Genomic DNA, 18,109 nt, shown 5'->3' on the forward strand with positions numbered 1-18,109 from the left:
CCCGCCCGCCCGCCCCTCCGTCGTCGTCGCCGGCCGCCTCGAGCCGCTCAAGGCCCCCGACCTCGCCATCCGCGCGGTCGCCGCGGTGCCCGCCGACGTCCGCCCCGACCTCGTGATCGCCGGTGGCGCCTCCACCGAGTTCGCCGGCTACGAGGACGACCTGCTCGCGCTCGTCGGGGAGCTCGACCTGACCGTGCGCTTCGTGGGTCCCCGCACCCGCACCGGCCTCGCGAGCCTGCTGCGCGACGCGAGTCTGGTGCTCGTGCCCTCGCACTCCGAGACGTACGGCCTCATCGCCCTCGAGGCGGCCGCCAGCGGCGTCCCCGTCGTGGCCGCCGCGTCGGGCGGGCTGCGCGAGTCCGTCGTCGACGGGGTCACCGGCGTGGTGCTCGAGTCCCGCGACCCCGGCGACTGGGCGACGACGATCACGCGGATCCTCCGCGACGGCGAGCTCGCGTCCCGGCTCTCACGCGCCTCCAGGGCCCGGGCGCTCGACCACCCGTGGTCGCTGTCGGCGGCCGAGCTCGCCGACGTCTACTGCCGCGTCTCGGGCAGCGAGGACTGCACCGAGCTCGTCGCCGTCGGCGGGCGGCGCTGACCGATCCCGGACCGGTCGCTCCGCCGTCGTCGCGCCGTCGGCGACACCGGAGCCGACCGTCAGGGGCCGCGCCTAAGCTCGGGTCGACAGCACGCCCTGCACCGACCGGAGGCCCCATGACCGACGACAGCCAGCCCACCGACGATGCCTCCGGCACCGACGACTCCCTGCTGACCCGGCTCGCCGAGCAGGAGGAGCGCCTCGTCTTCCGCCGGTTCAGCACCGACACCGCGCTCGACCTCGGCGCGTCCCTGCTCGCCGAGGCGCGTCGCCGGGGGCTGCCCGTCACCGTGACCGTCCGCAAGGGACGCCAGCGCGTCTTCCACGCCGCCCTGCCGGGGACGTCGCTCGACAACGACGACTGGCTCGACCGCAAGGCCCGGGTCGTCGAGCGCTACGGGCAGAGCTCGTTCCGGGTGGGCGAGTCGTTCCGCGTCGCGGGCTCGACCTTCGATCAGAAGTCCCGCCTCGACACCTCCCTCTACGCCGCCCACGGCGGGATGTTCCCCGTCACGGTGACCGGTGTCGGCGTCGTCGGAGCGGTCGGTGTGTCGGGGCTCCCCCAGGCCGACGATCACGCCTTCGTCGTCGAGGTGCTCGAGGACTTCCTCGCCCACGGCTACGACTCCTGACCGGGCCGTGGCGCACGATGCCGTGACCGACGGCGACCCCGGGGCCCGCGCCGAGGCCGACGCCCGGGCCGCCGCCGGTCTCCGCGACCTGCTCGCCGAGACGGTGCGCTCCCTCGCGGCCCGCGACGCCCGCACCGAGGCGCTCGCCCGCTACAAGCCGGCTCGGCGCCTCGTCGTCGTCACGACGGCCGAATCGCTCGAGCCGGTTGGCCGGGCCTGGCGCCTCGGCGTGCTGCTGCTCGAGACCGACGGCCGCGTGCACGAGACGGGTCGGATCACCCGTGCGCTCGAGCCGACCCGGTCGCAGAACCTCTCGGCCTCGGTCGAGAAACGCAAGGCCGAGCGACGGGCGGCCGTCCGCGGCCGCTTCGCCGAGGGCGAGGTGATCGACTACGCCTACCTGCCGATCGACCTCTCGACCGAGGCTCTGCTGGCGGGCGACCAGCGCCTCCTCGTCTCCGACGGCCGTGCGCTCGTCCGCTGGGGGGCCGCCTCGGGCGAGGTCCGCGACGCGGCCGCCTACCTCGCCGACCGGGGCGATCTGCTCTAGGCGACGCCCACGAGGGCGACGCCCACGAGGGCGACGCCCGGCACGGACCGGCGACCGGCCCGACGGGGCCCGGCGGCGGCCCGGCCGAGGGAGGACGCCGGGAAGACCGTTTATCCTCGACTCTCGGAGCCCGCCGACAGGGGCTCCGACCGACCACCGCCGCCCCTGCGAGAGGACCCCGATGCGCCGAGCACTCATCGCCGTGTCCGTGGTGTTCTGCGCGGCCGTCCTGGCGCTGATCGTGGCGCTCGTCATGGTCGTGTCGTCGCTGGCGTCGCCGCGGGTCGAGGCGGAGAGACCGACGACGCCCCCGGTGACCTGCCCCGTGGTCGACCCCGTGATGGTCGGCGGCATCGAGGTCCCCGCCGGTCCGGTCGCCGGCTACTGCCAGGACCGCCTGATCAACGCCGCCTGGATCATGGAGGCCGCCAAGGCGCAGGGGATCGGCAAGCACACCCAGGCGATCGGGGTCATGACGGCGATGGGCGAATCGAGCCTGCGCAACATCGACCACGGCGACGCCGTCGGTCCCGACAGCCGCGGGCTGTTCCAGCAACGCGACAACGGGGCCTGGGGCACCTACGCCGAACGGATGGACCCGTACACCGCGGCGTCGCGCTTCTTCTCGAAGCTCGTCGCGATTCCCGGCTGGAAGGAGCTCTCGCCCACGGAGGCGGCCCACGCCGTGCAGATCAACGCCGACCCCGACCACTACACGCCCTGGTTCCCGGCGGCCGAGCAGGTCGTCGCGGTGCTCTCGGGCGACGTGCCCGCCTGACCGGGCGGGCAGCCGGAGCCGAGGAGGCGCGGGGCGGCCCCTCCGGGCCCGTCACCACCCGAGAGTGCCGGGCGGACCCTTGAACGGGCCGACGACGGCGTCGGTGATCCAGCCGCCGTAGAAGTCGCCCTCCTGCGCACGGACGGTCTCGCCGTCGATCTCGATGGAGTCGACCCGCCCGGGGTAGAGCGCCACGTGGTCGACGAGCTGCTCGTAGCCCTGCCACGGAGACGGGTAGAACCAGCCGGCGCCGTGCGCCGTCGCTCCCCCGCCCCGCAGATCGACGTACCCGGCGCTGCCCTTGAACTCGCACATGCTGGCTCCGTCGCCGCGCGAGAGGGCGCCGTCGACGAAGGCCGACCGGGGCAGGTAGTAGACCGGCGGATGACTGGTCTCGAGCACCCGGAACGAGCGGGTCGTGTCGGCGACCACCTCGCCTCCGAGGCGCACGACGATGCGCTCGCTCCGCGCCTCCACCCGGGGAGGCCGGGGGTAGTCCCAGACGGACTCCTGCCCGGGGCCGGGGATCTCACGGTGCGGGGTCCGGACGCTGCGTCTCATCCCGCCATCGTGCACCCGTGAGCCCGGGACGCTCTCAGACGCGGGCGGCGTCCTCGGTCGCCCGGAGCGAGCGGGCGAACCCGTCGAGCGACGCGAGCCCGCCGCGCGAGCGCCGCGCCGAGGCCACGAGCAGCTCGAGGGCGGCCCTGGCCGTCGAGGGCGACACGTCGACGTGCTGGGCGACGCTCAGGGCGAGATCCTCGAGGGCGAGCGCCAGATCGGCGAGCGACCCGGCCAGGGCGTCGTCGGCCGGACGGCCGGACGCCCCGTCGAGGGGTGGGTCGCCGGACGGGTCGTCTACGGGCGGTCGGCTTCCGGCGGAGCGGCCGTCGAGCCGGTCGAAGGCGGCCCGGGCCTCGGCCGCGACCGTCGTCGCCGTCGGGTGGAGCGTCGTCACGCGGGTCGCCGGCGTGTCCGCCGCCGTGACGGCGAGGCACCCTCCGAGCGCGGCCGCGACGTCCGCGACCCGGAGCCCGTCGCGGACGGCGCCGAGCGACCAGGTCGAGGCGACCTCGGGCCGGCCGAGCAGCTCGACGGCCACGGAGGCGCAGGCCAGGTAGGCGAGTCGGGTCTCGGTCACGAGGTCCATCCTCGCACCGAGCCTCGCCCCCGACGTCACCGACGCAGGAACCCGAGGTTGGGACGGGGCTCGCGCAGCTGGGCCGTGGCGGTGTCGAAGGGGGCGCGCGCCGGGTCGACGCGAGGGAGCCGCGCCCCTTCCTGCGGCGAACCCGACAACGACCTCGTGTAGTGCAGCGTGCGCGCGCTGGGACCCCGGTTGGCGATCCGGTCGCCGCGCTGCTCGATGCGGACCGCGGCGCGCTCCGCCGACATCGCGACCCGGACCGCCCGGCGTTCGAGGCGGTCGCGGGCGAGCTCGAGCCGCGCGTCACGACGACGGGCGGCCTGCAGAGCGCGGCCGAGGTGGAGCAGCCGATCGGTCTCGGCCGTCCCGTCGCGCAGCTCGGTGCGGTAGATCATCTGGTTGACGCCCGACATCACGATCCCGATGGCGACCCCGAGCAGGATCGCGAGGCCCCACGCGGCTCCGGCGAGGAGGGCGTCGTCGACGATGCGGACGCCGATGAGCACCCCGGGCAGGACCATCAGCAGGTGCGCGAAGACGAGCTGGACCCGCAGCGACGTGCGACCGGTCGGCACGACCACCTCGCCGTGGTCGTCCGTGAACGCCCGGTGCCCGTGCCCCAGGTGATGCAGCGTGTAGGCGATCCCGAGGGTGAACAGGAGGGCGAAGACGATCGAGGTCGTGAACGCGATCGGGTCGGTGGCCGGCAGGAACAGATCGACGTTCAGGATGCGCGACATGAAGTACGCGAAGAGGGCGAAGTCGGCCAGCACGAAGAACAGCAGCACGCGCTTGCGCCAGCGCGACTCGGTCCGGTGCCTCTCGGAGCCCGCCGCCAGCGAATCGTCCAGCGCCCGGCCGAGTCGGTCGACCGCGTCGTGCGCCTCGCTCCTCGTCATGGTGCGGCCCGTGATGTCGACGACGAGGTCGTCGGCCGCGCGGTCGAGTCGACGCGTGACCGCGTCGTACCGGGCGACCAGCGCCGACAGCCGCCGTGCCGCCGGATCGAGCCGCGCCCGGGCGCCTCGGGCGAGCGACCGCTCGGCCGCGAGCTCGGGTCGGAGCCGCAGGGCGCTCTCGAGCGGGGTGTGCTCGCCGGCCTGCCCCACGGCGGCGACTCGGAGCCGCTCCTCGTGCAGCCGTGGTGCACTCGCGGCGTACCGGGCGGGGATCGGACCGACGCCGAACAGCGAGAGGACGATGTCCCGCCTCGGCACCGAGGCGCGCGCCGTGCCCCGACGCGGAGCCGCCGACCCGGGCGTCGAGGGCGTCGGGGGCGTCGTGACGGACGCCGGCTCGAGAGGGGGTGTCGCGGGCCACGGCAGGACGCCGTCCGGGACGGGGCGGGTGGTGGTGCCGGTCATCGTGCGTCCTCGTTCGTGAAGGTGATCTCGACCCGGCGGTTCTGCGCCGCCAGGGACTCGTCGAAGACGCCGCCGGGACGGTCGTCGACGACCGGATCGGTGTCGCCCCGACCGGCGACCGAGCCGAAGACCGAGGAGGGGACCCCGCTCCCGACCAGGGCCTCGTGCACGGCGGACGCACGCTCGAGGCTCAACGCCTCGCCGTCGACCGCGTCGGTCACGTCGGCGGCGTGGCCGACGACGTTCGCGGCGACACCGGACGGACAGCGTCCGAGCTCGTCCACGACGTCGGTGAGCGCCGCGTCGGCATCCGAGTCGAGCACCGCCGAGTCCCCGCCGAAGAGCACGGCCGTGGAGAGCACGAGCGGCGTCGTGCACGGCGTCGCGTCGGTGGACACCGGGACGATCGGGGTGTCCCGGGAGGCGGTGGGAGCCTCGAGGGCCGACCCCGCGCCTCCCTCGGTGCAGGAGTCCGCGCCGGCGGCCTCGCAGATCGCCAGCCAGAGATCGCTCAGCCGGGTCGTGGTTGAGAGGGCCGGAGCAGGCTGGTCGCCTCCCGTCACCCCGAGGCCGACGAAGGTGACGTCGTGACGCGAGAGGTCGGGCAGCGCGCCCCGCTCGGCCAGAGTCGATGCGATCGTGGCGGGGTCGAACGACCAGCCCAGCTGACGCAGATCGACCGGGTCGGCGGTCTGCAGCCCGCTCGACACGACCACGATGGAGCCCGAGTCGTGCAGCCGCGACGCGTCCGCGAGGACGGAGAGCAGGTCGAGGCCGTCGTCGCCGGCCTCGAGGCCCGAGACGCGGGCGTCCAGGTCGTCGAGCGACTCCGCGACCGCGGCCTCCCGCTCGTCGGGGACCTGCTGCACCCGGTCGGCGCCCAGCATCGGCGTCAGATCGACCGTGTCACCCGCCGGCACCCCCTGCACCACCAGGTCGATCGCGCCGTCGGCCGGGCGGTGGGCGGCCAGGGCGTGGGTCGACACGGCGTCGCGGGCGCTCGCGGCGAGGGCGGGACGCGGCTCGGCCGACGTCGCCGTGAATCCGAGCACGAGCGGGGCGGGGGCCTCGAGCGTGCAGCCGGACAGCGCGGTCAGAGCGAGAGCCGCCGCGGCGAGACCGACGGCGGCGCGCATGGGGCGGATCCGGTGGAGCGGGGATGTCACGGGTCGTTCCTCCTCGGTGCCCGGCCGGGGTCTCCGGCACGGGCGGACGGCACGCGTCCGATCCCCGAGCGTAGGGAGCGCCGTCCGGGCTGCGCAGCCCGCCCGGGGATGACTCACCCCGCCTCCGGGATGACTCCGGATGCTCCCTCCGGCTGCCTCATCACGCGAGTTCTTGCCAATACGGCAACAACCCTTGCCGGAGTCTCACGAGGCGACGAGCATCGAGGCAGGAGGTCACCCATCATGACGAACACCGCATCCGCATCAGCCGCTGCATCCGGCACCCCCACCGCCCCCGCCGACGAGCTGGTCACCGGCAGCCCCGCCGCCCCCGCCGCTGAGCCGGTCACCGCCGTCCACGCCGACGACCGACTGCACGACGCCGTCGTCGTCGGCGGAGGCGCCGCCGGCCTCAGCGCCGCCCTGACCCTCGCCCGGGCTCGCCGCGACGTCGTCGTGATCGACTCGGGCGAACCGCGCAACGCGGCGGCCGCCGGCGTCCACGGGTTCCTCACCCGGGACGGCGTCTCGCCGCTCGAGCTGCTCCGGCTCGGCCGGGCCGAGGTCGAGTCCTACGGCGGCGTGGTCGTCGCGGGCACCGCGACCGACGCCCGACGGGACGGCCGGGGAGGCGCACTCGGCTTTGTCGTGTCGTTCACGACCGAGGGCGGTCGCCTCCGCACCCTCCGCGCCCGACGCCTCGTCGTCACGACCGGCCTCGTCGACGAGCTGCCCGACGTCGAGGGCCTGTCCGACCGATGGGGCCGGGACGTCGTGCACTGCCCCTACTGCCACGGCTGGGAGGTCCGCGACCGTGCCATCGGCGTGCTCGGCACCGGTCCGAACTCCGTCCACCAGGCGCTGCTCTTCCGCCAGTGGAGCGACGACGTGACGCTCGTCACGAACGACGCCCTCGAGCCGAGCGACGCCGACCGGAGCGCGTTCGCCGCCCGCGGCATCCGGATCGTGTCCGGACGCGTCGCCTCCGTCCGGATCGACGACGACCGCCTCAGCGGGCTGGTCCTCGCCGACGGCCGGGTCGTCGACGTGGGTGCCGTCGCCGTCGCCTCGACCGTCGTGGCCCGCGACGGCGTGCTCCGATCCCTCGGACTCGAGGCCGAGCCGCACCCGTCGGGCATGGGGTCGGCCGTGCCGGCCGATCCCCTCACCGGCATGAGCCGGGAGCCCGGCGTCGCCCTCGCCGGGAACGTCACGAACCCGGGTCAGCAGGTGGTCATGGCGGCCGCCTCCGGGGTGATGGCGGGGGCCGTGATCAACATGGACCTCATCACCGAGGAGACGGCCGCGGCGGTCAGAGCGCTCTGACCCGCAGCCGCATCGCGTGCGCCGACGGGCGCAGCACGTGCGGTGCGGACACGTCGGGCCCGCAGGCCCGCGAGCCCACCCCGTTCTGGGCGGCGTCGAGCCAGAGGTGGGTCGCCTCGGGCACGGGCAGCTCGTACGGGTGGTCGGCCGCGTCGACCTGCTGCGCCGTGTGCCGACGGACGGTGAAGCCGGGTCGACGGCCGGCCGCGTCGGGCGTCACGTCGAGACGGAGCCAGCCTGCTCCGTCCCCGGTGCGCAGCTCGAGGCTGCGGAGGTCGCTCCGGTGCCCGCTCTCCTGCGGCCGGGCGTAGTCGACCGTGAGGTCGTCGACGCTCGACTCGTAGCGGCCGACCAGGGCGGATCGACGGCTGTCGGGGTACGACTCCCGCGGTCCGGTGCCGAACCACGACACGGCGTCGACGTCCGCGGGCAGGTCGAAGCGGACGCCGACCCGCGGCCAGGAGAGGTCCCACCCCGCCGTCGGCACGAGGTCGAGCGCGAGCTGGAGCTCGCCGCGCTCGAGCGTCCAGCGCTCGTCGACGGTGACCGCCTGACGGGCGTCCGCGGCGGCCCAACGGGTGCGCACGTGGACGCCCGCCGCGGTCGCCGCGATCGACTCGACGCGCGAGGTCAGCCGATCGAGACCGGCGCGCTTCGCGATGGTCTCGGCGCTCGGCAGCAGCTCGTCGGCTCGCAGATCGGTGCGGTGCCGGTCGCGCATCGGGTCGGCGTCGATGTCGCGCGGGGCGTCCCAGTGGCCCCGCTCGTTGTCGGTGGTCGCCCGCCACAGCTCGAGCCGCGGCCCGTCGACCGGGCGTCCCGCGAGCGAGACCAGACGGCCGTCGACGAACGACGCCGGTCCCAGGTCGATGCGCCCGGAGGAGGCGCCGGCGAGCTCCGCGCGTCCGTCTCCCGGCATCAGGGGCCGCGGATACGCCGCCCCACGCCGGACGTCGACGTGGGCTCCGAGCTCGACCTGGCTGGCGGAGAGGACGTGTCCGGCGTCGGCCCACCCGTGGTCGGCGCGGAGGACCGCCTCGACGGTCAGCCACGTCTCGCCGGTCGCCGAGACCGGGAGGTCGGGCAGGGCCAGCGAGACCTGCTCGCCGGCGGCGAGGGCGCGGCCGGCGCCGTCGAGGGGCTCGAGCACGCCGGTGAGGACGACGTCGCCGTCGTGGGCGACCGTCCAGCGCAGCTCGACGTCGGCCGTCGTGGCGCTGTGCCGTCGGTTGTCGACCGTGATCGACGCCCCCGTGCTCGCCTCGTCGCCCGCCGACTCGACGCGACGCGCCGTGAGGCGGATCGGCGACACGACCTGGGCCCACTCGAACAGGCCGGGGCTCGGCGTGCCGTCGGAGAGCACCATGCCGTCCATCACGAAGTTGCCGTCGTGGACGACCTCGCCGAAGTCGCCGCCGTAGCCGAAGTACTCGACGCCATCGGCGGTCCGGGTGCGGAGTCCGTGATCACGCCACTCCCAGACGAAGCCGCCGTGCAGCCGGGGGAACTCGTCGACGAGGTCCTCGTACTCGTCGACGGCGCCGGGGCCGTTGCCCATGGCGTGCACGTACTCGCAGAGCACGAACGGCTTCGAGCGCTGGCGGGCGGCCTCGGCGGCCGAGCAGCCCAGCAGGCGGACCGACTCGTCGCCGGCGCCGATCGCGCGGGTCTCGTCGATCCACGAGTACATCCGCGAGTAGACGTCGGTGTAGGCGCCCGTGTAGTCGCCCTCGTAGTGCACCGGGCGGCCGCGGTCGCGGGCATGCGTCCACGCGGCCATCGCGGCGAGGTTGCGTCCCGTGCCCGACTCGTTGCCGAGCGACCACATCACGATGCTCGGGTGGTTCTTGTCGCGCTCGACCGTCCGGACCATGCGGTCGACGTAGGCGTCGTGCCAGCGGGCGTCGTCGCTCGGGTTGTCGACCCAGCGGTCGCGCTCGAACCCGTGGGTCTCGAGGTCGCACTCGAGCACGACCCAGAAGCCGAGCTCGTCGGCGAGGTCGAGCAGGCGCGGGTGCGGCGGGTAGTGCGAGGTGCGGATGGCGTTGACGTTGAACCGCTTCATCAGCTCGAGGTCGCGGCGGGCGAAGTCCTCGTCGAAGACGCGCCCCTGGTCGGGGTGCACCTCGTGCCGGTTGACGCCGTGGAACACCACGCGGCGGCCGTTGACCTCGAAGAGGTCGCCGACGATGCGCACCGTGCGGAAGCCGAGCCGCTGCGAGATCGTCTCCGCGCCTCCCGCGCTCGTCACGGTGGCCTCGTAGAGGCGGGGCGTCTCGGCGCTCCACGGCTCGACGTCGATCAGCTCGATCGGGGCGACGTCGGCCGGCGACTCGAACGTCACGTCGACGCCGAGCTCGGGGACGGCGAGGGTGACCGGCCAGGCGGCGGGACCGGCGGTGATCTCGGCGACGATCGTCGCGCCTCCCGCCGTCTCGCCCGCGGTGCCGTGCCACTCGCTGCGCAGCCAGACGTCGTCGAGGCCGCCGACCGGTCGCGCCTCGAGCGTGACGCTGCGGAAGATGCCGGGCAGCCACCACTGGTCCTGGTCCTCGACGTAGCTCGACGCCGACCACTGGTGCACGCGCACGGCGATCGTGTTCGCGCCCGGGCGCACCAGATCGGTGACGTCGAACTCCTGGGCGAGCCGGCTCCCGACGCCCACGCCGACGTGGACGCCGTTGACCCAGACCACCGACCGCGACTCGACGCCGTCGAAGCGCAGCAGCACGCGCTCGGCGCCCTCGAACGAGGCGGGGAGCTCGAAGGTGCGACGGTGGTCGCCCGTCGGGTTCTCGTCGGGCACGTTCGGCACGTCGGTCGGGAACGGGAACTGCACGTTCGTGTAGATCGGCGCCCCGCGCGTGCCGTCGCCGGTCAGCACCCAGTGCGACGGCACGGCGATCGTCTGCCAGCCGGAGTCGTCGAGGTCGACCGACCCCACGTCGTCGGGGCCCTCGCCCTCGGGCAGGACTCCCCGTCCGCCGACGGTGCCGGGAGCGCCCGCCAGCAGTCGGAAGGCCCACTCGCCGTCGAGCGACAGGGTGGGGGCGTCGGTGTGCAGCCACGACCGCGCCGGCGAGCGACGGCCGGAGCCCGGCCCGGTGTCGGTGAGGTAGCCGGCCAGCGGGGCGGTCGGCCCGGCGCCCGTCGTGGTGGTGGGAGACGAGGAGGCGCGGGTCGGGGAGACGGCGGGGGTCACTTGACGGATCCTTCGGTGAGGCCGCCGCGCCAGAAGCGCTGCAGCACGATCATGGCGATGACGAGCGGGATGATCGACAGCAGGACGCCGCCGGTGGTCAGCTGGTAGAACTCGGGCAGTCGGTCGGTCTGGCTGAGCCAGTTGTTCAGACCGAGTGTGACGGGGAACTTGTCGACGTCGCTGAGCATCACCAGCGGCAGGAAGTAGTTGTTCCAGATGCCGACGAGCTGGAACAGGAACACCGTCACCAGGGCGGGGCTGAGGATGCGCAGCCCCAGGGTGTGGAAGATCCGGAGCTCGCTCGCGCCGTCGAGCCGGGCGGCCTCCATCAACGAGGTGTCGACCGTGGCCTGCGCGTAGATCCGGCAGAGGAACAACCCGAACGGCGACACGAGCGACGGCAGCAGCACGCTCCAGTAGGTGTTGGCGAGGCCCAGCTGGCTGAAGAGGAGGAAGAGCGGCAGGGCCGTGGCCGTGCCGGGCACGAGCACGCCGCCCAGGATCGCGCCGAACACCAGGTTGCGGCCCCGGAACTCGTACTTGGCGAGGGCGTAGCCGCCGGCCGCCGCGAAGTAGGTCGCCAGGACGGCGCCGACGCCGGCGTACAGCAGCGAGTTGCCGAGCCAGCGGACGAAGATGCCGCCCTGGAACGACAGCACCTGGCCGAGGTTGCTCCACAGCGCGAAGTCGGGGGCGAACCAGAAGCCGAAGGTGCCGAACAGGTCGCCGGTGGTCTTCGTGGCCGCGACGACCACCCAGTAGACCGGCACCAGGAAGTACAGGGCCACGACGACGAGCACGCCGGTGACCAGGATGGTCGACGTCCGGGTGCGACCGGCCGAGCGGTCGGGGCCGGCCGAGCGCGACCGGCGGGCGGCGGCGGACGACGACCCGCGCCTCCTGCCCTGGGAGGTCACGATCGACTCGGTCTCGGTGGCGTGCTCGGAGGGCCGCGTCGTGGTGCTCATGCGCTCTTCCTGTTCGTGATGCTGAGGAACGTGATCGAGAGGGCGAAGGCGACGAGGGCGATCAGCACCGATTGGGCCGCCGCGACGTTGTAGTCGTTGTAGGCGAAGGCCGTCGTGTAGGCGCTGAGGTTGGGCGTGTACTGGCTGTCGATCGCCGGCGCCACGCGCTGCAGCACCTGCGCCTCGGCGAACAGCTGCAGCGTGCCGATGATCGAGAAGACGGCGGTGAGCAGCAGGGCCGGGCGGATCAGCGGCAGCTGGATGCTGACCGCGACGCGCAGCGGCGACGCTCCGTCGACCTTGGCCGCCTCGTACAGCTCGACCGGGATCGATTTGAGCTGGGCGATGATGATCAGCATGTTGTAGCCGGTGTAGCTCCAGGTCACGATGTTCGCGATCGACCAGAGCACGGTGTCCGCACCGAGGAAGTCCGGGCTGAGACCGACGACCTCGCCGATGTCGATGATCGGGCTGAGGCCCGGCACGTAGAGGAACGACCAGAGGATGGTGGCGATCACCCCGGGCACGCCGTACGGCAGGAAGTACGCGGCGCGGAACACGCCGGGCCACTTCGCCGAGGCGGACTCGAGCAGCAGTGCCAGCACCGTGCAGAGGATCAGCATGACCGGCACCTGCACGACGCCGAAGAGGAGCATCCGTCCGATCGAGGCGAGGAAGTTGCCGTCGCCGAGCACCTGCGCGTAGTTGTCGAAGCCGGCGAAGCCGCTCGTGACGCCGCCCTCGCCGAACAGCCCGGCGCGGGTCACCGAGGTGAAGCTCGAGAAGACGGCGATCACGATCGGGATCATGAAGGTCAGCACGAACAGCGCCAGGAACGGCGCGAGGAGGATCCAGGGAGCCCGCTTCGTCGCCCCCTTCGAGCGGGAGCGACGGGGGCCCGAGGAGGCGCGGGTCGAGTCGGTCGCGGGCGTCGGCCGCGCGTCGGTCGCGGCGCTCATGCGCCGGCCCTGCGGATCGACAGGCCCTTGTTGCGGAACACCGAGATGATGTCCTGCTCGGCCTGCGCGACGGCGTCGACGAGGGTGCCGCCGGACGCCTTGCCGCGGAACCCGTCGCTGAGGATGTTGAACGACTGCTGGGTGACCGGCCACCAGCTCCAGTCCTGGTTCTGGCTGCTCTGCTCGGTCGCGGGCACGAAGACCTCCTGGTTGTAGTCCTGCCCGCTGAAGAAGGCGCTCGGCTCCTGCCGGGCGGTGCCCACGACGTCGCGGGCGGGCGACCAGCCGATGCCGCAGTGCTCGATCATGGCGTCGACCCCCTCACGGGTGGTCGTCATCCAGACGGCGAAGTCGAGCGCCTCCTTCGGGTGCGCGCTGTTCGCCAGGACGGCCGAGGTGGAGCCGCCGATGAAGCTCGAGGCGTAGCCGCCGCTCCAGGTGGGCATAGGGGCGACCTCCCACCGGCCCTCGGCACCGCTGACGCCCTCGATCAGGGCGTCGCCCCACGAGCCGGTGGTGCAGGTGGCCAGGCCGTCGTTCGCGGCCGCGGCGAACCAGGCGGGCGAGTAGGCGGTGTACGAGGTCGTGACGATGCCGTCGTCGATGGCCCGGTCGAAGAACGCGGCGACCTGCAGCGTGGCGTCGTCGGTCATGTCGATCACCCACCCGTCGTCCTCCGCGCGCAGCCAGGCGGCGCCGGCCTGGGTGGCGTAGGCGGCGAAGACCGAGGCGTCGGACAGCGGGAAGACGTCCATGTAGATCCCCTGGCCCGTCAGCTCGGCGCCGGTCGCCGCCCAGTCGTCCCACGTGCGGGGCGCACCGGCGCCGACGGACTCGAGGATGTCGGGTCGGTAGAACGTGCCCATCGGCCCGCTGTCCTGCGGGATCGCGTAGACGCCTCCGGCGTAGTTGACCTGGTTCCAGAGGGTGGGGTCGTAGAGCTCGGCGTACTCGTCGGCGCCGTAGCGACGGAGGTCGACGACGCCGTTGGCGAGCAGGAACTCGGGCAGCGAGCGCAGCTCGACCTGCGCCAGGTCGGGTCCGGCGCCGGCCGCCAGAGCCGAGTAGAGCTTCTGGTAGCCGCCGACGTTGCCGCCCGGGATGAAGACCGCCTCGACCTGGACGTCGGGGTGCGAGCGGTTGTAGATCGCGCAGACCTGGTCGAGTCCCTTGAGCCACGCCCAGTACTGGAGCCGGACGGGGCCGTCGGCCGGCGGGATGGTCGGGAGGCTGTTCACCGAGGTGGTGCCGGGCGTCGCGCACCCGGCCAGCAGGGCCGCGGCCCCGGCGCTCAGGCCGAGGCCCAGGAGCTGTCGTCGACTGAGGGGACTCATCTGCACTCACTTCATCGTGGACCGGACCAGGCGAACCTAACACAATGTCGAGTGCTCGCTCGAAATTCACCCGGGGAGGCGCGGGCGAGCCGTAGGCTGCCCCTCATGACCGCAGCCGACCGCTCCGACGCCTCGCCCGCGGACGGCGTCGAGGCGACGCCGCGCCCGGCCGCGCCGGGCCGAGGGCGCGGCTCGCGCGGCCCCTACGCGAAGTCCGCGGAGCGGCGTGCGGCCATCGTCGACGCCGCCTTCGACGTGTTCTCGTCCCGCGGCTACCGGGGCGGGTCGCTGCAGGAGGTCGCCGACCGCGTCGGCGTCAGCCAGACCAGCCTGCTGCACTACTTCCCGTCGAAGCGCGATCTGCTCCGGGCCGTGCTCGAGCGGCGCGACGCCGTGTCGATCCGGGGCGACGGGTCCGGAGGCGCGGGTCCCGGCTCCGCGGCCGACGGCGACGAGGACTTCACCGAGGCCGTCCTGCGACAGGCCCGCCACAACGAGGCGGTGCCCGGCCTCATCGGGCTCTACACGGCGCTGGCCGGCGAGGCGACGACGGACGACTCCCCCGTGCGCGACTACGTGGCCTCGCGCTTCGACGACCTGCGGTCCGAGTACGCCGCGGGCTTCCGGGCCCTCCGTGAGCAGGGCCGCCTGGTCGACGGGGTCGACCCCGACCGGGCGGCGGCCGCGCTCGTGGCCCTGTGGGACGGCATCCAGCTGCAGTGGCTCATCGATCCGACGAGCGTCGACGTCGTCGCCCAGCTGCGGGAGCACATCGATCGGATCGTGCTCCCCGCCTGACACCGGGCCCGCGAGCGCTACTTCGAGGAGGTCAGCTGCGCGCGGAGGGCCTGACGGTCGCGCCAGGCGCCGGTCGACCAGAGGGCGAGCAGCACGAGGAGGGGCTGGCCGATCAGACGGACGGCGCGCTTCGTGTCGGTGTCGAGCCCGAACGCGCTGGTGTGCGTGACGAGCTGCGAGATGTTGCCGGGGAAGATCGCCACGAAGAACGCGGCGACGAGCCAGCCGACGGCCACCCGCTTCCTGCCGAGGACGAGCAGCGCGCCGCCGAGGGTGATCTCGACGAAGCCGGAGGCGAGCACGACGGCGTCCTCGTCGAACGGGAGCCACTCGGGCACCTGCGCGCGGAAGTCGTCCCGGGCGAAGGTGAGGTGGCTCGTTCCGGCGAAGGCGAGCATCGCACCGAGGGCGAGGCGCCCGATGGTGCGCGGGAGGGAGGTGGGGCGGGGGCGTGTGAGTCGGCGGGCCATCCGCCCAGTCTGCTCCCCCCGGGCGGGCGCTCGCGACCCGGTCGGGGTAGGAACGAGCCATGAGCCTCGCATCCACACTCCTCCGCCTCACCGTCGGCGGCTTCTTCGTGGGCCACGGCCTGCAGAAGCTCACCGGCGCCTTCGACGGGCCCGGCCTGGCCGGCACCGAGCAGATGATGGCCGGCACGGGCATGCACCCCGCGGCCCGCAACGCCCGCCTCGTCGCCGTCACCGAGACCGCCGGCGGGGCCGCTCTCGCCCTGGGCGCGGCCACCCCGCTGGCCGCGGCCGGGATCGTCGGCACCATGGTGACCGCCATCCGCAAGGTGCACGCCGCCAAGGGCCCGTGGAACACCGAGGGCGGCTACGAGTACAACGCCGTGCTGATCGCGGCGGCGGCCGCCGTCGCGGCCGGCCCGGGAGGCCCGTCGATCGACCAGGTCTTCGGCAGGAGGTCGTGGGGCGCGGGCGGCACGGTGTTCGCCCTCGTCGCGGGCGTGATCGCGTCGTTCGTGGCGGTCGAGCTCGGCCGTCGCGCGACGCCCGCCGAGACCCCGGCTCCCGACGCGGACTGAGCTCCGTCCACCGACCCCGCCTCGTCCTCCCCTCCCCCGGCGCGGCGACTCCTCGCGGAGTCGTCGCGCCGTCCGGTGTCGCCGGCGCTGACGGTGGCCTCTGACACCATGGGCGCATGACACCGACGAGCACCGCGACCGACATCGACGCCGAGGCCCTCGAGCTGCTCCGCGCCCTCACCGGCCGTGACGACGCCGTGTTCCACGACGGCCAGCTCGAGGCGATCCGGGCGCTGGTGGCCGACCGGCGTCGCGCGCTCGTCGTGCAGCGCACCGGCTGGGGCAAGTCGGCCGTCTACTTCATCGCGACGCTGCTGCTCCGCCGCCGCGGCACCGGGCCGACCCTGCTCGTCTCCCCGCTGCTCGCGCTGATGCGCGACCAGGTCGCCGCCGCCCGCCGGGCCGGCGTCCGCGCCGTCGCCGTCAACTCCGCGAACGCGCATGAGTGGTCCGACGTCCAGCAGCAGCTCGTCGACGACGAGATCGACGTCCTCCTCGTCTCGCCCGAGCGCCTCAACAACCCCCGGTTCCGCGACGAGCAGCTGCCGGTGCTGATCGCCCGGCTCGGCATGCTCGTCGTCGACGAGGCCCACTGCATCTCCGACTGGGGACACGACTTCCGACCCGACTACCGCCGCCTGGCCGACCTGATCCGCACCCTGCCCTCGGGCGTGCCCGTCCTCGCGACGACCGCGACGGCCAACGCGCGCGTCGTCGCCGACGTGGCCGAGCAGCTCGCGGTGGGGCCGGGCGACGACGTCCTGACCATCCGCGGATCGCTGGCCCGCGCCTCCCTGCGGCTGGGGGTGCTGCAGCTGCCGACCTCGCGCGACCGGCTCGGCTGGCTGCTCAGCCACCTCGTCGATCTCCCGGGCAGCGGCATCATCTACACCCTGACCATCGCGGCCGCCGACGACACCGCCCGTCTCCTGCGCGAGGCGGGGCACGACGTCCGGTCGTACTCGGGTCGCACCGACCCGGAAGAACGCGAGCAGCTCGAGCAGCGCCTGAAGGACAACGACCTCAAGGCCCTCGTGGCGACGAGCGCCCTCGGCATGGGGTTCGACAAGCCCGACCTCGGCTTCGTCGTGCACCTCGGGGCGCCGTCGTCGCCCGTCGCGTACTACCAGCAGATCGGCCGCGCCGGTCGGGCCACGGACAACGCCGACGTGCTCCTGCTGCCCGGCACGGAGGACGCCGAGATCTGGCAGTACTTCGCGACCGCGTCGATGCCCTCCGAGGCTCGCGCGTCGGCCGTGCTCGCCGAACTGGGCGATGCCCCGCTGTCGACCCCGGCCCTCGAGGCACGGGTCGACGTGAAGCGCACGCCCCTCGAGCTGATGCTCAAGGTGCTCGACGTCGACGGCGCCGTCCGGCGCGTGCAGGGCGGCTGGGTCAGCACCGGCACCCCCTGGGTCTACGACGGCGAGAGATACGACCGGATCGCAGCCGCCCGCGTCGCCGAGCAGGAGTCGATGCTCGCCTATCAGCGCGCGACCACCTGCCGCATGCAGATGCTCCAGGTCGATCTCGACGACCCCGACGCGAAGCCCTGCGGCCGCTGCGACGTGTGCGCGGGCGCGTGGTACCCGACCGGGATCACGGGCGATGCGGCCACCTCGGCCTCGAGCTCGCTCGATCGGGTCGGCGTCGAGATCGACCCGCGCGCCCAGTGGCCGACGGGCGCCGACCGCGCGGGGGTGCCCGTCAAGGGCAAGCTGGCGGAGGGCGAGCGCATCGAGCAGGGCCGAGCCCTCGCCCGGCTCACCGACCTCGGCTGGGGCAACACGCTGCGCGAGGTGTTCGCGACCACGGCGGCGGACGCGCCGCTGTCCACGCACCTGCTCGACGGCGTGGTCCGGGTGCTCAAGGAGTGGCCGTGGGCCGAGCGTCCCGTCGGCGTGGTGGCGATGCCGTCGAGCTCGCGTCCGCAGCTCGTGGGGTCGCTCGCGGAGGCGATCAGCACCGTCGGACGTCTCCCTCTGCTCGGCACGCTGTCGAGCACGCGGCCCTCGACCGGGCGCGGCCAGGGCGGGAACAGCGTCTACCGGCTCGCCGACGTCTGGCAGTCGTTCACGGTCGGGCCCGAACTCGCCGAGGCGCTGGCCGGCGTCGACGGACCCGTGCTGCTCGTCGACGATCTCGTCGACAGCCGCTGGACGATGACGGTGGCCGGTCGCGAGCTGCGCCGTGCCGGGGCGAGGGCCGTGCTGCCGTTCGCCCTCGGCGTGGTCGGCTGAGG

The 18,109-nt window shown here is 73.7% G+C and carries 17 protein-coding genes; 8 read left to right on the top strand and 9 right to left on the bottom strand.

Annotation, left to right across the window (positions count from 1 at the left end; genetic code table 11):
- The 4 genes from FFA01_RS11585 to FFA01_RS11600 all read left to right on the top strand — a co-directional run.
- A partial coding sequence (locus tag FFA01_RS11585; protein ID WP_146856273.1) for a glycosyltransferase occupies positions 1-598 on the top strand: 598 nt, incomplete at its 5' end.
- A gap of 116 nt (positions 599-714) precedes the next feature.
- A complete protein-coding gene (locus FFA01_RS11590; RefSeq protein ID WP_146856275.1) occupies positions 715-1,230 on the top strand; it encodes a heme-degrading domain-containing protein in 516 nt (171 codons plus the stop codon).
- A gap of 22 nt (positions 1,231-1,252) precedes the next feature.
- Positions 1,253-1,780, top strand: a complete 528-nt coding sequence (locus tag FFA01_RS11595; RefSeq protein WP_146856277.1) for a hypothetical protein — start codon at positions 1,253-1,255, stop codon at positions 1,778-1,780.
- A 181-nt stretch (positions 1,781-1,961) separates the two neighbouring features.
- Positions 1,962-2,558 carry a hypothetical protein gene (locus FFA01_RS11600; RefSeq protein WP_146856279.1) on the top strand — a complete coding sequence of 199 codons (597 nt, stop codon included), beginning with the start codon at positions 1,962-1,964 and terminating at the stop codon, positions 2,556-2,558.
- 51 nt (positions 2,559-2,609) lie between these two features.
- Here the strand turns inward: FFA01_RS11600 and FFA01_RS11605 are convergent, their stop codons facing one another.
- From FFA01_RS11605 to FFA01_RS11620, 4 genes are read right to left on the bottom strand one after another with little or no spacing between them, the layout of a single operon-like run.
- The gene (locus tag FFA01_RS11605) at positions 2,610-3,119 is read right to left on the bottom strand and encodes a DUF427 domain-containing protein (RefSeq protein ID WP_146856281.1); all 510 of its coding nucleotides are present in this window, start codon (positions 3,117-3,119) and stop codon (positions 2,610-2,612) included.
- Positions 3,120-3,153: 34 nt separating this feature from the next.
- Positions 3,154-3,699, bottom strand: coding sequence for a hypothetical protein (locus FFA01_RS11610; RefSeq protein WP_146856283.1), 546 nt, complete (start codon positions 3,697-3,699; stop codon positions 3,154-3,156).
- Between the two features lie 35 nt (positions 3,700-3,734).
- Entirely contained in the window at positions 3,735-5,069 is a 1,335-nt protein-coding gene (locus tag FFA01_RS11615) for a hypothetical protein (RefSeq protein ID WP_146856285.1), read from the bottom strand.
- On the bottom strand, positions 5,066-6,235 hold the full coding sequence (locus tag FFA01_RS11620; protein ID WP_146856287.1) for an OmpA family protein: 1,170 nt from the start codon (positions 6,233-6,235) through the stop codon (positions 5,066-5,068). The genes FFA01_RS11615 and FFA01_RS11620 overlap by 4 nt, the downstream gene beginning before the upstream one ends.
- Before the next feature lie 243 nt (positions 6,236-6,478).
- Here FFA01_RS11620 and FFA01_RS11625 point away from each other — a divergent pair, with 243 nt between their 5' ends.
- Positions 6,479-7,561: an NAD(P)/FAD-dependent oxidoreductase gene (locus FFA01_RS11625; protein ID WP_146856289.1), complete on the top strand. Its 1,083-nt coding sequence runs from the start codon at positions 6,479-6,481 to the stop codon at positions 7,559-7,561.
- On the opposite strand, the gene FFA01_RS11630 is transcribed toward FFA01_RS11625, so the two are convergent.
- The 4 genes from FFA01_RS11630 to FFA01_RS11645 form a co-directional block, all read right to left on the bottom strand.
- The gene (locus FFA01_RS11630; RefSeq protein ID WP_146856331.1) at positions 7,548-10,688 is read right to left on the bottom strand and encodes a glycoside hydrolase family 2 TIM barrel-domain containing protein; all 3,141 of its coding nucleotides are present in this window, start codon (positions 10,686-10,688) and stop codon (positions 7,548-7,550) included. The genes FFA01_RS11625 and FFA01_RS11630 overlap by 14 nt on opposite strands.
- A 71-nt stretch (positions 10,689-10,759) precedes the next feature.
- Positions 10,760-11,731, bottom strand: a complete 972-nt coding sequence (locus tag FFA01_RS11635; protein WP_146856291.1) for a carbohydrate ABC transporter permease — start codon at positions 11,729-11,731, stop codon at positions 10,760-10,762.
- Entirely contained in the window at positions 11,728-12,690 is a 963-nt protein-coding gene (locus FFA01_RS11640) for a carbohydrate ABC transporter permease (RefSeq protein ID WP_146856293.1), read from the bottom strand. Before FFA01_RS11640 ends, FFA01_RS11635 begins: the two co-directional genes overlap by 4 nt.
- Entirely contained in the window at positions 12,687-14,024 is a 1,338-nt protein-coding gene (locus FFA01_RS11645; RefSeq protein ID WP_146856295.1) for an extracellular solute-binding protein, read from the bottom strand. The genes FFA01_RS11640 and FFA01_RS11645 overlap by 4 nt, the downstream gene beginning before the upstream one ends.
- A gap of 105 nt (positions 14,025-14,129) precedes the next feature.
- Between FFA01_RS11645 and FFA01_RS11650 the strand changes: the two genes are divergently transcribed.
- Entirely contained in the window at positions 14,130-14,822 is a 693-nt protein-coding gene (locus FFA01_RS11650) for a TetR/AcrR family transcriptional regulator (protein ID WP_146856297.1), read from the top strand.
- A gap of 17 nt (positions 14,823-14,839) precedes the next feature.
- On the opposite strand, the gene FFA01_RS11655 is transcribed toward FFA01_RS11650, so the two are convergent.
- The gene (locus FFA01_RS11655) at positions 14,840-15,292 is read right to left on the bottom strand and encodes a DoxX family protein (protein WP_146856299.1); all 453 of its coding nucleotides are present in this window, start codon (positions 15,290-15,292) and stop codon (positions 14,840-14,842) included.
- A gap of 59 nt (positions 15,293-15,351) precedes the next feature.
- On the opposite strand from FFA01_RS11655, the gene FFA01_RS11660 reads away from it, so the two are divergent.
- Both FFA01_RS11660 and FFA01_RS11665 read left to right on the top strand, forming a co-directional pair.
- Complete coding sequence (locus FFA01_RS11660) at positions 15,352-15,867, top strand: DoxX family protein (RefSeq protein ID WP_146856301.1); 516 nt, start codon at positions 15,352-15,354, stop codon at positions 15,865-15,867.
- Between the two features lie 116 nt (positions 15,868-15,983).
- Complete coding sequence (locus FFA01_RS11665; protein WP_146856303.1) at positions 15,984-18,107, top strand: RecQ family ATP-dependent DNA helicase; 2,124 nt, start codon at positions 15,984-15,986, stop codon at positions 18,105-18,107.
- The last annotated feature ends 2 nt before the right edge of the window (positions 18,108-18,109 follow it).

The sequence above is a fragment of the Frigoribacterium faeni genome (assembly GCF_007988805.1).
Classification (GTDB): domain Bacteria; phylum Actinomycetota; class Actinomycetes; order Actinomycetales; family Microbacteriaceae; genus Frigoribacterium; species Frigoribacterium faeni.

Bases quoted from the DNA above. Each gene is read 5' to 3' on its own strand.
- FFA01_RS11590 (WP_146856275.1), top strand. From the start codon at position 715: ATGACCGACGACAGCCAGCCCACCGACGATGCCTCCGGCACCGACGAC.
- FFA01_RS11600 (WP_146856279.1), top strand. From the start codon at position 1,962: ATGCGCCGAGCACTCATCGCCGTGTCCGTGGTGTTCTGCGCGGCCGTC.
- FFA01_RS11605 (WP_146856281.1), bottom strand. From the start codon at position 3,119: ATGAGACGCAGCGTCCGGACCCCGCACCGTGAGATCCCCGGCCCCGGG.
- FFA01_RS11615 (WP_146856285.1), bottom strand. From the start codon at position 5,069: ATGACCGGCACCACCACCCGCCCCGTCCCGGACGGCGTCCTGCCGTGG.
- FFA01_RS11625 (WP_146856289.1), top strand. From the start codon at position 6,479: ATGACGAACACCGCATCCGCATCAGCCGCTGCATCCGGCACCCCCACC.
- FFA01_RS11635 (WP_146856291.1), bottom strand. From the start codon at position 11,731: ATGAGCACCACGACGCGGCCCTCCGAGCACGCCACCGAGACCGAGTCG.
- FFA01_RS11640 (WP_146856293.1), bottom strand. From the start codon at position 12,690: ATGAGCGCCGCGACCGACGCGCGGCCGACGCCCGCGACCGACTCGACC.
- FFA01_RS11645 (WP_146856295.1), bottom strand. From the start codon at position 14,024: ATGAGTCCCCTCAGTCGACGACAGCTCCTGGGCCTCGGCCTGAGCGCC.
- FFA01_RS11650 (WP_146856297.1), top strand. From the start codon at position 14,130: ATGACCGCAGCCGACCGCTCCGACGCCTCGCCCGCGGACGGCGTCGAG.
- FFA01_RS11655 (WP_146856299.1), bottom strand. From the start codon at position 15,292: ATGGCCCGCCGACTCACACGCCCCCGCCCCACCTCCCTCCCGCGCACC.
- FFA01_RS11660 (WP_146856301.1), top strand. From the start codon at position 15,352: ATGAGCCTCGCATCCACACTCCTCCGCCTCACCGTCGGCGGCTTCTTC.
- FFA01_RS11665 (WP_146856303.1), top strand. From the start codon at position 15,984: ATGACACCGACGAGCACCGCGACCGACATCGACGCCGAGGCCCTCGAG.